The 13,399-nt window shown below is 71.2% G+C and carries 14 protein-coding genes; 9 read left to right on the top strand and 5 right to left on the bottom strand.

Features of this window, described 5'->3' with window-relative positions; all coding sequences use genetic code 11:
- Positions 1 to 58 precede the first annotated feature (58 nt).
- Positions 59 to 1,387, top strand: coding sequence for a PP2C family protein-serine/threonine phosphatase (locus EDD90_RS03880; protein ID WP_123971749.1), 1,329 nt, complete (start codon positions 59 to 61; stop codon positions 1,385 to 1,387).
- A gap of 62 nt (positions 1,388 to 1,449) precedes the next feature.
- Here EDD90_RS03880 and EDD90_RS03875 read toward each other — a convergent pair whose 3' ends face one another.
- Positions 1,450 to 1,875: an ATP-binding protein gene (locus EDD90_RS03875; protein ID WP_123971748.1), complete on the bottom strand. Its 426-nt coding sequence runs from the start codon at positions 1,873 to 1,875 to the stop codon at positions 1,450 to 1,452.
- A 199-nt stretch (positions 1,876 to 2,074) separates the two neighbouring features.
- Between EDD90_RS03875 and EDD90_RS03870 the strand changes: the two genes are divergently transcribed.
- Positions 2,075 to 2,842 (top strand): IclR family transcriptional regulator, encoded by a 768-nt coding sequence (locus EDD90_RS03870; protein ID WP_123971747.1) that lies wholly within the window; start codon positions 2,075 to 2,077, stop codon positions 2,840 to 2,842.
- A 60-nt stretch (positions 2,843 to 2,902) separates the two neighbouring features.
- Positions 2,903 to 4,423 (top strand): glycerol kinase GlpK, encoded by a 1,521-nt coding sequence (gene glpK, locus EDD90_RS03865; RefSeq protein WP_123971746.1) that lies wholly within the window; start codon positions 2,903 to 2,905, stop codon positions 4,421 to 4,423.
- 202 nt (positions 4,424 to 4,625) lie between these two features.
- Here glpK and EDD90_RS03860 read toward each other — a convergent pair whose 3' ends face one another.
- Positions 4,626 to 5,546 carry a LysR family transcriptional regulator gene (locus EDD90_RS03860; RefSeq protein ID WP_185148904.1) on the bottom strand — a complete coding sequence of 307 codons (921 nt, stop codon included), beginning with the start codon at positions 5,544 to 5,546 and terminating at the stop codon, positions 4,626 to 4,628.
- Positions 5,547 to 5,683: 137 nt separating this feature from the next.
- On the opposite strand from EDD90_RS03860, the gene EDD90_RS58835 reads away from it, so the two are divergent.
- From EDD90_RS58835 to EDD90_RS03835, 5 genes are all read left to right on the top strand, one after another.
- Positions 5,684 to 5,767, top strand: a complete 84-nt coding sequence (locus tag EDD90_RS58835) for a putative leader peptide (RefSeq protein WP_350760414.1) — start codon at positions 5,684 to 5,686, stop codon at positions 5,765 to 5,767.
- A 140-nt stretch (positions 5,768 to 5,907) separates the two neighbouring features.
- Complete coding sequence (gene sfnG, locus EDD90_RS03850) at positions 5,908 to 7,017, top strand: dimethylsulfone monooxygenase SfnG (protein WP_123971744.1); 1,110 nt, start codon at positions 5,908 to 5,910, stop codon at positions 7,015 to 7,017.
- 64 nt (positions 7,018 to 7,081) lie between these two features.
- The gene (gene ssuE, locus EDD90_RS03845; RefSeq protein WP_123971743.1) at positions 7,082 to 7,639 is read left to right on the top strand and encodes an NADPH-dependent FMN reductase; all 558 of its coding nucleotides are present in this window, start codon (positions 7,082 to 7,084) and stop codon (positions 7,637 to 7,639) included.
- Between the two features lie 4 nt (positions 7,640 to 7,643).
- Positions 7,644 to 8,828, top strand: coding sequence for an SfnB family sulfur acquisition oxidoreductase (locus EDD90_RS03840; RefSeq protein WP_123971742.1), 1,185 nt, complete (start codon positions 7,644 to 7,646; stop codon positions 8,826 to 8,828).
- Between the two features lie 27 nt (positions 8,829 to 8,855).
- On the top strand, positions 8,856 to 9,998 hold the full coding sequence (locus tag EDD90_RS03835; RefSeq protein WP_123971741.1) for an LLM class flavin-dependent oxidoreductase: 1,143 nt from the start codon (positions 8,856 to 8,858) through the stop codon (positions 9,996 to 9,998).
- Here the strand turns inward: EDD90_RS03835 and EDD90_RS03830 are convergent, their stop codons facing one another.
- Genes EDD90_RS03830 through EDD90_RS03820 form a run of 3 tightly spaced genes read right to left on the bottom strand, consistent with a single transcriptional unit; the run spans position 9,999 to position 12,808 of the window.
- Positions 9,999 to 10,715 (bottom strand): NADPH-dependent F420 reductase, encoded by a 717-nt coding sequence (locus EDD90_RS03830; protein WP_123971740.1) that lies wholly within the window; start codon positions 10,713 to 10,715, stop codon positions 9,999 to 10,001.
- A 19-nt stretch (positions 10,716 to 10,734) separates the two neighbouring features.
- Positions 10,735 to 11,766 (bottom strand): LLM class flavin-dependent oxidoreductase, encoded by a 1,032-nt coding sequence (locus EDD90_RS03825; protein WP_123971739.1) that lies wholly within the window; start codon positions 11,764 to 11,766, stop codon positions 10,735 to 10,737.
- Positions 11,759 to 12,808, bottom strand: a complete 1,050-nt coding sequence (locus EDD90_RS03820) for an LLM class flavin-dependent oxidoreductase (RefSeq protein ID WP_123971738.1) — start codon at positions 12,806 to 12,808, stop codon at positions 11,759 to 11,761. The genes EDD90_RS03825 and EDD90_RS03820 overlap by 8 nt, the downstream gene beginning before the upstream one ends.
- 114 nt (positions 12,809 to 12,922) lie before the next feature.
- Here EDD90_RS03820 and EDD90_RS03815 point away from each other — a divergent pair, with 114 nt between their 5' ends.
- Complete coding sequence (locus EDD90_RS03815) at positions 12,923 to 13,396, top strand: MarR family winged helix-turn-helix transcriptional regulator (RefSeq protein WP_123971737.1); 474 nt, start codon at positions 12,923 to 12,925, stop codon at positions 13,394 to 13,396.
- Positions 13,397 to 13,399: the final 3 nt, after the last annotated feature.

Below are 13,399 nucleotides of genomic sequence, written 5' to 3'. Positions count from 1 at the left end.
GATGAAACGGACAAGTCGGGAGTACCCCCCGTACAGGCGAGGATTGCGGACAGTAATGATGAGCCAGGCCCGAGACCACGGTGGCGACCACTGGCCGTTGTGGCCGTTCACGAAGCGAGCGGCAGGCCGGGGAGCGTCGGCCTCCCGGCGCGCCGCCGCCCAGCTGGCCGCCGGAGTTCCCGTGGTGCCCGTCCTGGTCGTCTCCGGCGTCGTGATCGTGGACGCCCTGGGCGGCTCGGGGATGTTCTGGCTGCCGTTGCTGGCGGCCGGGCCGGCCCTGGCCGCCAGCACCAACGGCGCCCGGGGTGTCCTGTGCGTCGGCTTCCTGGCCGCGGTGCTGGGCGCGACGCTGGGCACCAGGCACGGGGTGCCGGGGCGCCAGCTGGCGGTCGTCCTCTCGTCCCTGCTGGCCGTCACGCTGGCGAGCGCCCTGGCCAGCGCACTGCGCTCCCGCCGGGAACGCGTGCTCGCCGCCGTCCGCTCGGTCGCCGAAGCCGCCCAGCACGCGGTTCTGAAGCCCATCCCGCAGACCGTGGGCCCCTTCCGGGTGGCGGTCCGCTACAGCGCCGCGGCGGCGGAGGCCCGGATCGGCGGTGACTTCTACGCCCTGGTGCCCACCCCGCACGGGGTGCGGCTGATCGTCGGCGACGTGCGCGGCAAGGGACTGACGGCCGTGGGGACCACTGCACTCGTCCTCGGTGTCTTCCGTGAGGCCGTCTACGACGAGCCCGACCTCCTCGCCGTCGTCGGCAGGATCGAGCGGAGCCTGGCGCGCAACCTCGGTCCCGACGACTTCGTCACCGCGGTGGTCGTCGGACACCCGCGTGCGGGGGAGCTGGAAGTGGTCAACTGCGGACACGCGGCTCCCCTGCTGATATCCGCCTCGGGAGACGTCGCCGCGGTCGAACCCACCCGTCCGGCTCCGCCGCTGGGCCTGCGCGCCCTCGTCGGCGAGCCCCCCTGCCTGGAGATCCTGCCGTTCTCCGACGGCGATCAGCTGCTGCTCTACACCGACGGTGTCACCGAGGCCCGCGACCGGGCCCGCGAGTTCTACCCGCTGGCCGACGGCGTGGCACGCCATGTGTCCGACGAGCCGGAACACGTCCTCTCCGCCGTCCATGACGAACTGCTGGCGCATGTGGGAGGCCGGCTGCACGACGACGCGGCGCTGCTCCTGCTTCGTATGCAGGCCACGGACGAAGCGGTCGCGTCCGAGTCGGTCGGGATCGAATCGGTGCCGCGGGATTCGGGGAGCCGTGCCGACCGGGGTTCCGTCCCCGTGGTGTCGCGCTCCCGGTCCGCCGCGGGCGGCCCGGAGGGTGGCAGGCGGTCAGCCGAGCGGAACGGCGTCGCGTTCCCGTCGCCTCATCAGCCCGCAGTCCAGTAGCCCGCCCGTTTCACGCCGCGCATCAGCCGGCCGTCCAGCAGCCCGCCGTTTCACCTCGCGACTCATACCGCGACGAGGTCGGCCCACCGGGTGAAGCCGCCGGGGCGGACGCGTATGCCGTGCCGAGTCGCCAGCGCGTGGACGATCTCCTCGCCCCGGCCGTGCTCGTCGGGGTCGATACCCTCGGGCGCCTGCCCCGCGGTACGTGCGGGACCCGCGTCGGTGACCTCGATGTGCAGGGTGCCGAAACCGGCGTCCCGGATCCACGAAAGCCGCAGCACCGCGGGGGGCAGGGCATGCACGATCGCGTTCGTGAGCAGCTCCGACACCACCAGCAGAGCGTCCTCGACGATCTCCGGGGACACCTTCCAGGCGGCCAGGGCCGCGCCCGCCCGTCGACGCACGTCCGAGACGGCACCGGCAACGGGCGGCATCGGGAAGACGTGTTCGTATGCCTCCCGCACCAGGGTGTTGAGCTCTACCGTCATCTCGTGTCTCCAGGGGTGAGCGTTATCGGCCCCGCATCATGCGCCGCGGCGCACTGCCGGACCACGTAGCACGCTAAGGAGCCGTATCGGGTCGGTCAATGAACGTAGGTCGGCATTACCGAACGCTGCTGTCCCGCCCCGCGTGTCCCACCGTTCACCTCGCACGGCGAACCGTCTCCAGGGGTAATAAGCTCGCTTCATGGCCGGTCCGGTCCAGTCGATCGAACGGGCGGCCGCGATTCTGCGCCTGCTCGCCGGTGGGCCTCGCCGACTCGGGCTCGGGGAGGTGGCGGCCTCCCTCGGGCTGGCCAAGGGAACGGCCCACGGCATTCTGCGCACGCTCCAGCACGTGGATTTCGTGGAGCAGGACGCGACCACCGGGAAGTACCAGCTCGGAGCCGCCCTGCTGCATCTCGGCACGAGCTATCTCGACGTCAACGAACTGCGGTCCCGGTCCATCAACTGGGCCGACGCCCTGGCCGCCCGCAGCGGGGAGGCGGTGCGCCTGGGCACCCCCCTGGAAGGCATGGTCCTGGTCGTCCACCACGTGTTCCGGCCGGACGACTCCCTCCAGACCCTGGACGTGGGTTCGCTGCTGCCCCTGCACGCCTCCTCTCTGGGCAAGGTGCTGCTCGCCTACGGGACCGCGCCGCTGGAGCCCGCGCTGGAAGCGGGCCTCGACGAGTACACCCGGCACACCCTGGTCACCCGCGAGCAGCTCACCCGGGCGCTCGCCGAGGTGCGGGAACAGGGCTGGGCCGCCGAGGTACAGGAGATGAGCATGGGCGAGGCCGGGCTCGCGGTGCCGATCCGAGGACATGGCGGCCTTGTCGTCGGTGCCATCGGGCTGTCCGGGCCGGTCGAGCGGGTCTGCGACAGCCAGGGCCGGCCCCGGCCCACCCTGATCACGCTGATACGCGAGGCCGCACGGGCGATCTCCCGAGACCTGGGCGCCGCCCGTTGGTAAATCGCCCCGGCCCCCGGCCCCCGTGCTCGCTTCGCGACCCATCGGAAGGCGGACCCGATCATGGTGGAACGGTATGTGATGTCCATCGATCAGGGCACCAATTCCACCCGATGCATCCTGTTCGACCGGGGTGGGCGGCTGGTGTCCGTCGCGCAGCGGGAGCACCAGCAGCACTTCCCCAGGCCCGGCTGGGTCGAACACGACGCCGTCGAGATCTGGCAGAACCTGCGGCGCGTCGTGGCCGAGGCCCTGTCCGGAGCCGGTGCGGCCGTCGACACGGGGCAGGTCGCCGCCATCGGCCTGGCCAACCAGCGGGAGACGACGGTGCTCTGGGACCCGCGTACCGGCACCCCGCTGGGCCGGGCGCTCGTCTGGCAGGACATCCGCACGGCGCCCCTGGTCGAGGAGCTCAGACAGCGGCCCGGAGAGGAGTTCTTTCTCGACCGCTGCGGTCTGCCGCCCTCCACCTACTTCTCGGCCCTGCGGATCCGCTGGCTGTTCGACCACGTCAAAGGCCTGGAACAGCGCGCTCGGGACGGCGAGGTGCTGTTCGGCACGATGGAGAGCTGGCTGATCTGGAACCTCACCGGTGGTGCGGACGGCGGTCTGCACATGACCGACGCCACCAACGCCAGCCGCACCATGCTGATGAACATCCACACGCTCACCTGGGACGAGGAACTCCTGGCGTTCTTCGGCGTCCCCCGTCCGATGCTCCCCGAGATCAGGTCCAACGCGGAGACCTACGGCGAGGCCCGCGCGGTGCTCCCCGGCGTACCCATCACCGCCGCACTCGGCGACCAGCAGGCGGCCCTCTTCGGCCAGACCTGCTTCTCCCCGGGCGAGGCCAAGTGCACGTACGGAACGGGCAGCTTTCTGCTGCTCAACACCGGCACCGACGTCGTACGGTCCCGGCACGGACTGCTCACCACGGTCGCCTACAAGATCGGCGACCGGGACCCGGTCTACGCCCTGGAGGGGTCGATAGCCGTCACCGGCGCACTGGTCCAGTGGTTCCGCGACCGGCTGGGGCTGATCAACAGCGCGCCGGAGATCGAGACGCTCGCACGGACCGTCGAGGACAACGGTGGCTGCTACATCGTGCCCGCCTTCTCCGGCCTGTTCGCACCCCGCTGGCGCAGCGACGCACGCGGCGTCATCGTCGGTCTGACCTCCTACATCACCAGCGGACACCTGGCCCGGGCGGTCCTGGAGGCCACGGGCTGGCAGACACGTGAGGTCGTCGATGCCATGAACGCCGACTCCTCGGTGGCGCTGAAGGAGCTGAAGGTGGACGGCGGCATGACGGCGGACAATCTTCTGATGCAGTTCGTCGCCGATGTCCTCGACGTGCCCGTGGTACGGCCGATGGTCTCCGAGACGGTCTCCCTGGGCGCCGGCTACGCCGCCGGGCTCGCCGCCGGTTACTGGCCGGACCTGGAGGTCCTGCGCCGCAACTGGCACCCGGCCGCCCGCTGGCTGCCCGCGATGGACCCCGCCCACCGGGACGCGGAGTACGACAACTGGCTACGGGCCGTCGAACGGTCCCTGGGCTGGATCAAGCCGCCCGGGCCTTCCTGACCGCGCGGCCGGGAACACGTCGTGGATGAATGCCCTTTCTGTCTCCTGTTTCCCGAAAGTGTTTTCCGTCCGTGTTTCCCGAAAGCCGATGGGTGCGCCCCCTTTCCATTTCCATGGCCTTTCCATTTCCCTCCGGCTTTGTGCCGAACGGGTGGAAGCCGGGTGGGAGGGGCCTTACCGACGCGAAGGCCGCCGCGTTCGCTCAGGACCGCCGTGGGACCGTCCCGCCCAGGTCGCGCGCCCGGCGTACGAACGTCTCGTGCAGGTCCCGCGCGGCCTGCGGCACGGACTCGGACCGCCGGCGCTGGAGCATCAGCACCACCTCGGTGCCGTCCCCGGCCAGCGGCCGGCACACGATCCTCCCGTCGCGCTCCAGCGGGTCCCCGACCACACTGAAGTCCGGCAGGACCGTCGCCCCGAGCCCCTCCGCGACCATCAGCTTGCCCATCTCCGCACCGTCGGTCGAGTAGGAGAAGGCGGGAGCCCGGCCCGCCAGCAGTCGGTGCACATAGCGGTGCATCACATAGCCCGTGCGCATGGCGACCAGCGGCACGGTGAGCAGGTCGTCGGCCGACACCTCGGCCCGGCCGGCGAGCGGACTGTCCGGTCGCAGACACACCACCGGCCGCCCGCGCAGCAGTTCGGCGGCCTCGAAGCCGACGGGCACGTCGTCGCCGTCGAGATGGTTCACCAGGCCCAGGTCGAAACCCCCTTCGGCCAGCCCCCGCTGGATCTCCGTCTGCTGCGCGCCCACCACCTCGACCTGGGTGACCGGGTGGGCGGCCCGGAAGTCCCGCAGCACCGGGATGAGCAGCGGCACGGTCGCCGCGTTGACCGTGCCGACGCGCACCATCCGGCTGATGCGGTGCTGCTCACCGGCGGCCGCCCGCAGCCGGTCCACTGCCTCCAGCACATCGACGATCCGCGGCAGCAGCTCCTGCCCGGCCGCGCTCATCGTCGCCCCGGTGCGCTTGCGCTCCAGCAGGTCGACGCCCAGCTCCCGCTCCAGGTTCCGTACGGTCTCGCTCAACGCGGGCTGTGACAGGCGCAGTTCGTCGGCCGCCCGGCGCAGCGAGCCGAGCCGGGTCACGGCCGCTATGTATTCCAGCTGTTCGGTCCGCACCCCCGCAGAATGCGCGGCCATTCGGGGCGCGTTCAAGGGTTTCCCTGTCACACGTTCGTGAATTCCCATGGTCCGCGATACGAGAACGGTCGGGTTTTCCTTGACGGCCCTCGACACCGACTGCGACCATCGACGGCATGAAGATGCGACTGGACCTCACGCGGCGACGCCACGTCGACCTCGCACGCGTCTCCAGCGCCTCCTGTTGCGCCGCGGCCTGATCACCACTCCACGATCCGCCGCGCTCTCCTCCTTTCTCCTCCTTCCTTTTCCCGCCTGAATTCACCGCGCCCGCGCCCGTGCGTGCGCCGCGCGCCCCTGAATTCCGGCGTGCCCGAAGAAACCGCAACAGGAGTTCCGCATGCCCGCCGCGCCCGTGAAATTCGCCTACTGGGTCCCCAACGTCAGCGGAGGACTCGTCACCAGCAAGATCGAGCAACGCACCGACTGGGGGTACGACTACAACCGCGAACTCGCCGTCCTCGCCGAGAACAACGGCTTCGAGTACGCCCTCAGCCAGGTCCGCTACATGGCCAGCTACGGCGCCGAGTTCCAGCACGAGTCGACCAGCTTCAGCCTCGCCCTGCTGCTCGCCACCGAGCGCCTGAAGGTCATCGCCGCCGTCCACCCCGGACTGTGGCATCCCGGCGTCCTCGCCAAACTCGGTGCCACCGCCGACCACCTGTCGAACGGCCGCTTCGCCGTGAACGTCGTCTCCGGCTGGTTCAAGGGCGAGTTCACCGCGCTCGGCGAGCCCTGGCTGGAGCACGACGAGCGGTACCGGCGGGCCGAGGAGTTCATCCGCGCCCTGCGCCAGATCTGGACCGAGGACCACACCGAACTCGCCGGTGACTTCTACAGGTTGCGGGACTTCTCCCTCAAGCCCAAGCCGCTCAGCACCCCCGAACGGCCGCACCCGGAGATCTTCCAGGGCGGCAACTCCACCGCCGCCCGGGCCATGGCCGGCCGGGTCTCCGACTGGTACTTCTCCAACGGCAAGGACTTCGACGGGGTGACCGAGCAGATCGACGACGTCCGCAAGTCCGCCGCCGAAGCGGGCCGCAGGGCACCGAAGTTCGGCCTCAACGGCTTCCTGATCGCCCGGGACACCGAGGCCGAGGCCCGCGGCACCCTCCGCGAGATCATCGCCAAGGCCGACAGCGAGGCTGTCGAGGGCTTCGGCGCCGCCGTCAAGCAGGCAGGCCGGTCCGCCGCCGACGGCAAGGGCATGTGGCAGGACTCCACCTTCGAGGACCTCGTCCAGTACAACGACGGCTTCCGCACCGGCCTGATCGGCACCCCGGAGCAGATCGCGGAGCGCATCGTCGCCTACAAGAAGCTCGGCGTCGACCTCTTCCTGCTCGGCTTCCTGCACTACCACGAGGAGGTCGAGTACTTCGGCAGGCGTGTGCTGCCCCTGGTCCGGGAGCTGGAGGCCCGGTCGGCCGACAGCGAGTCCGAGTCCGCCTGACCGTCCCCTTCCCGTCGGCGCCCGCATTTCACGGGCGCCCGGCCCACCAGAAAGAGGCAGTTCCATGGCCACCGTCCTGTCCGTCTCCGGCAGCCCCTCCGCCTCCTCCCGCACCGGCCGTCTGCTGCGCCACCTGGACCGGCGGCTCGCCGCCCAGGGCCATGAGGTGATCCCGCTCGACGTCCGGACGATCCCCGCCGAGGCGTTGCTGGGCGCGGACTTCCGGCACCCGGCGATCGTCGAGGCGACGGAGCTGTTCGCCCGCGCCGACGGGGTCGTGGTCGGCACCCCGGTCTACAAGGCGTCGTACTCCGGTGTCCTCAAGGCGCTGCTGGACCTGCTCCCGCAGTACGCCCTCACCGGCAAGACCGTGCTCCCGCTGGCCACCGGCGGCTCCGTCGCACACGTCCTGGCCATCGACTACGCGCTGCGCCCGGTCCTGAACTCAATGGGCGCCGCGCACATAGTCCAAGGCTGGTTCACCCTCGACAAGGACATCACCGTACGTGAGGACGGCACGCTGGCCCTCGCGCCGGCTGCCGCCGAGGCCCTTGTCCCGGTCGTCGACCAGTTCTCGGCCGCGCTCGCCGGACGGGCGCCCGTCCTGGCCGCGGCGGGCTGAACCGATGACCGCACATGTCATCGCCGACGCCACGGAGGCGATCGCCGTCGCCACCGCCCTGGCCGACGAATTCCGCGCCGGGGCCGCCGAACGCGACGCGGAACGCAGGCTGCCCCGGGCCGAGTTGGACCGGCTGTCGGCCTCGGGGCTGCTCGCCGTGACCGTGCCCGCCGAGCACGGCGGCGCCGACATCGGCGCCCAGGCCCTCGCGGAGATCTTCCGGCTGCTGGGCTCGGCCGACGGCAGCCTCGCCCAGATACCGCAGAGCCACTTCGTGTACGTGAACGTGATCCGCCGTCAGGGAACCGAGGAACAGCGGAAGTTCTTCTTCGCCGAGCTGCTCGCGGGCGGCCGGTTCGGCAACGCGCAGTCCGAGGCGGGCACGCAACACGTCCAGGACATCCGGACCCGCCTGGAGCGCCTCGGCGACGGCTCGTACCTGCTGAACGGGGTCAAGCACTACTCCACCGGCGCCCTCTTCGCCGACTGGATCCCGGTCCTGGCGCGTGCCGAGGGCGACACCCTGCAGGTGGCGTACGTCCCCCGGGACGCGCCCGGCCTCACGGTCGTCGACGACTGGGACGGCATGGGGCAGCGTACGACCGCCAGCGGCACGGTCCGGCTGGACGGTGTCCGCGTCCCCGCCGACCGGGTGCTGCCGCACCACCTGACCTTCCAGGGGCCCCAACTCCATGGTGCGATGGCCCAGTTGCTGCACGCCGCCATCGACGTGGGGATCGCCCGGGGAGCGCTGGCGGAGGCGGCGGAGTTCGTACGGACCAGGAGCCGGCCCTGGTTCGAGAGCGGGGCGGAGACCGCCGCCGAGGACCCGCTGCTCATCCAGCGGTTCGGTGAACTCGCCCTGCGGGTACGGGCGGCCGAGGCGCTGTTGCGTGAGGCCGGCCGCCAGGTCGACGCGGCCGGCGCCGCCCTCGCCGACGAGACGGCCGCCGAGGCGTCCATCGCCGTGGCCGCCGCGAAGGTGACGGCGGCCGAGGCGGCCGTCGAGGTCGCCGGGGCGCTGTTCGAAGTGTCCGGCACCCGCTCGGCCCTCAACTCCCTGAACCTGCACCGGCATTGGCGGGACGCCCGCACCCACACCCTGCACGATCCGGCCCGCTGGAAGATCCAGCACATCGGCCGGTACGTGCTCAGCGGCACCCTGCCGCCCCGCCACGGTCTGCTCTGACGGACACCCACGAACGGAGAACCCCTCGTGTCCCTCACCTTCCACTGGTTCCTGCCCACCAACGGGGACAGCCGCCATGTCGTCGGCGGCGGCCACGGCACCCCTGCCACCGTCTCCGGCCGGGACCGGCCGCCGACGGTCGCCTATCTGAGCCAGATCGCCAAGGCGGCGGAGGACCTCGGTTTCGTGGGGGCGCTCACGCCCACCGGCGCCTGGTGCGAGGACGCCTGGCTGACCACGGCCATGGTCAGTCAGCACACCGAGCGGCTGAAGTTCCTGGTCGCCTTCCGGCCGGGCTTCGTCTCGCCCACGCTCGCCGCGCAGATGGCGTCCACGTTCCAGCGGCAGAGCGGGGGACGGCTGCTGCTCAATGTCGTCACCGGGGGCGAGAGCCATGAGCAGCGGGCCTACGGGGACTTCCTCGACAAGGACGCGCGGTATCGCCGTACCGGTGAATTCCTCGAAGTCGTACGGGGGTTGTGGGAGGGCAGGACCGTCGACCTGGAGGGGGAGCACCTCCGGGTCGAGGACGCCAGGCTGGCCCGGCTGCCGGATCCGGTGCCCGAGGTGTACTTCGGGGGATCCTCGCCGATCGCGGGGGAGGTCGCGGCCCGGTATGTCGACGTGTATCTGACCTGGGGCGAGCCGCCGGCCCAGGTCGCGGAGAAGATCGCCTGGATCCGGAGGCTGGCGGCCAAGGAGGGCCGGACCCTGCGGTTCGGGATCCGGCTGCATGTCATCACCCGCGACACCTCCGAGCAGGCCTGGGCCGAGGCGAACCGGCTCCTTGACGGGTTCGACCCGCAGACCGTCGAGTCCGTTCAGGCGGGGCTGGGGCGGAGCGAGTCCGAGGGGCAGCAGCGGATGCTCGCGCTGCACGGCGGCCGACGGGACGCGCTGGAGATCCATCCCAACCTCTGGGCGGGTATCGGGCTGGTGCGGGGCGGGGCGGGTACCGCCCTGGTCGGCTCGCACGACGAGGTCGCCGCGCGGATCAGGGAGTACGCGGCGCTCGGGATCGAGGAGTTCGTGCTGTCCGGGTATCCGCACCTGGAGGAGGCGTACTGGTTCGGGGAAGGAGTGCTGCCCCGGCTGGCCGCGGCGGGGGTGTGGCGGCACCCCTTCGCCAGGGGCGGTGTCCCGTCGGCACAGGTGCCCTTCGCGTCCTGATCAGGCGGCGTCCTCGGCCCGCTCCTCGGCGGCCGCCCGCGCGCCGAGCACCGTGCGGCCGCGGTCGGACTCGGGGAAGCGGTCCAGCATCGCGCGCAGTTCTCCGGCGTCGGCGTTGGCGCCGAACGGCTCGGTGCCCGGTTCCAGCCGCATCCCCTCGGCGAGCGGACCTGCCGGGACTGCGTCGAAGCCGAGAGCGTCGACGAGGCGGGCGACGGTGGCGAGGCCGTCCGGATCGTCGCCGGCGATCGCGATCGCCTTGCGTCCCGGCGTCCCCGCGGGCCGGGCCCCGTCCTCCAGGTCGTGGTAGCCCATGTGGTTGAACGCCTTGATCACACGTGATCCGGGCAGATACGCCTGCACGGTCTCGCTGGACGAGGTGAGCGGGTCGGTGAGGTCGTCGCGGATGCCGTCGACCTCCCACCAGTAGTTCATCGCGTCGATGACGAGCTTGCCGCGCAGCGCTTCGGCGGGGACGCTGCGGTACCTGCCGAGCGGCAGCGCCAGGACGACGACGTCCGCCTCCGTCGCGGCCTGCTCGGCGGTGACCGGGACGGCGCCGGGGGTGAGGACCTCGACGGTGAGGGCGATCCGGTCGGGGGCGCCGGATCCGGCGATCAGGACGCGGTAGCCGGCGGCCACCGCGAGCCGTGCCAGCACGGTGCCGACCTTCCCCGCGCCCAGGATGCCGACGGTGCGCACGGCGGTGGTCTCCATGTCTTCTCCGTTCATGGCGTCAGTCCGCGAGGAGTTCGCGGACCATCGGGATCACCTTGGTGCCGTACAGCTCGACGGCGCGCAGCCGACCGCTGATCGGCTGGGACCCGCTGGTGTAGATGAGGTCGAACCGGCCGACGCCGAGCGCCTTGACCGCGCGGGCCATCTTGCGGGCGACCGTCTCGGGGGAGCCGATGTAGAGGGAGCCGTGCTCGATCTCGGCCTCGTACTCCGCCTTGCGGATCGGCGGCCAGCCCCGCTGCGCGCCGATGCGGTCCCGGATGACCCGGTAGTACGGCCAGTGCAGCTCGCGGGCCTCCTCGTCGGTGTCGGCGATGAAGCCCGGCGAGTGCATCCCGACCGGATGAGCGGTCGTGCCGAACTGGTCGGCGGCGCGCCGGTAGAGGTCGATGTAGGGCGCGAACCGCTCCGGGGAGCCGCCGATGATGGCGATCATGAGCGGGAAGCCGTAGCGCGCGGTGCGGATGACGGACTGGGGTGTGCCGCCGACCCCGACCCAGGTGGTCAGGTGCCCCGACTCGGTCTTGGGGAAGACGTCCGCGCCGTCGAGCGGCGCCCGCTTGGTGCCGCTCCAGGTGACCGGCTTCTCCTCCAGCAGCTTGGCGAACAGCTCGATCTTCTCCTCGAACAGCACGTCGTAATCGCTCAGGTCGTAGCCGAAGAGGGGGAACGACTCGGTGAAGGAGCCGCGCCCGAGGATGACCTCGGCGCGGCCGTTGGAGAGCGCGTCCACGGTGGCGAAGCGCTGGAAGACCCGGACCGGGTCGTCAGAGCTCAGCACGGTCACACCGGAGGCCAGCCGGATGCGCTCGGTCCGCGTGGCGATGCCGGCGAGGACGGTCTCCGGGGTCGAGATCGCGAACTCCGGGCGGTGGTGTTCCCCGAGGGCGATGGCGTCGACGCCGGTCTCCTCGGCGAGCACGGCCTCGTCGACGACCTGCCGGATGGCCCGCGCGTCGGACACCGGGTTTCCCGAGTCGTCCTGCGGCACATCGCCGAACGTGTCCAGACCGAAGACGAGATCAGACATGGATGGGCTCCTTCGCAAGCAGTTGCCGCACCAGCGGGGCGACCTCGCGGCCCAGCAGCTCGATGCTGCGGGCCCGGGCCTCGCGGGGCAGGTTCATGACGTCGTACTTGAGGTCGAAACGGCTGAGGTGCAGGTTGCGGGCGGTCGCGGCGATCTTGCGGGCGACGGTCTCGGGCGATCCGACGAACAGCGCGCCCGTCTCGACCTCCCACAGATAGCGCTCCCGGGTCGGCTGGTAGAAGCCGCGTTCCGCCGCGAGTTGGGCCACGACCGGCTGCCAGTACGTCCACCAGGTCTCGACCGCCTCCTCGTCGGTGTCCGCGACGATCCCGAGGGAGTGCTGGGCGACCGGCCGCCGGGCGTGCCCGAACTGTGCGAGTGCGCGGTGGTAGAGCTCGACATGGCCGGCGAAGCGCTGCGGGCGCCCGCCGATGATGGCGAGCATCAGCGGCAGATCGTAACGGGCCGCGCGGAGCACGGAGTTGGGGCTGCCGCCCACACCGATCCAGGTGGGGAGGCCACCGGCCGGCATCCGGGGATGCAGCCGCTGCTCCACGAGCGGCGGCCGGAACCGCCCCGACCAGGTCACCGTCTCCTCGCGCTGCAGACGCATGAACAGGTCGAGCTTCTCCTCGAAGAGCTCCTCGTAGTCGGCGAGGTCGTAGCCGAACAGCGGGAACGAGTCGGTGGCCGACGCCCGTCCGAGCACGAGCTCGGCACGGCCGTTCGAGACGGCGTCCAGGGTGGCGAACTCGGTGTACAGCCGCACCGGGTCGTTCGTGCTCAGCACGGTCACCGCGGTGCCGAGCCGGATGCGGCGCGTCGCGGTGGCGATTGCGGCGAGCAGGACCGGGGTGGCGCTGTCGTTGTGGCCCCGGCGGTAGTGCTCGCCGATGCTGAACACGTCGAGCCCCACGGATTCCGCGAGCCTCGCCTCCTCGACGAGCAGGCGCACGGTCTCGGCGTCGCTCAGCGGGCCGTCGGCACCGGTCGCGACCTCCCCGAACGAGTTGAGCCCCAGTTCGAGTCCCTCGGCGGTCATGAGTCCCTCCTGCCGCGCCCTCCGGCCGTGGACGACACGGCCGACGGTTGGTTGACGCGTCAATCATCACCCCGATATGATTGACGTGTCAACTATGACGGGAGGGGCGGCACGATGGCAGCGCGACGGAAGGACTACCCCACCGCTGATGAACTGCGGATCTGGCGGGACTTCATCGAGACGACGGAAGCGCTCCGCTCCGAGCTCTCCTCACGTCTGCAGCGCGAGAGTGCCCTGTCGTCGGGCGACTACGCCGTGCTCCTCGCGTTGCGCGAAGCCGAAGGGAGGCGGCTGCGTTCTTCCGAACTCGCCGTCCAGGTCGGTTGGGAGCGCAGCCGTCTCTCGCACCAGATCGGGCGCATGGAGCGGCGCGGGCTGCTCCGGCGCGAGGAGTGCGCCACCGACAGCCGGGGCGCCGAGGTGGTGCTCACACCCGAGGGCGCGGAGGCCTTCCGGAACGCGTCCCTTCCTCACCTGCGCGCCGTACGGGAACTGTTCGTGTCCGCGCTCACCCCGGACCAGCTCGCCGCGGCGGAACAGATCGCCACGGCACTGGGGAGCCGTCTGAAGGCACCACGCGACACATGACCC

Origin of the sequence: Streptomyces sp. Ag109_O5-1 (assembly GCF_003814875.1) — a bacterium.
GTDB lineage: Bacteria > Actinomycetota > Actinomycetes > Streptomycetales > Streptomycetaceae > Streptomyces > Streptomyces sasae.
The sequence above is the reverse complement of the archived record's forward strand: the minus strand, read 5'-3'. Positions and strand labels throughout refer to the sequence as shown.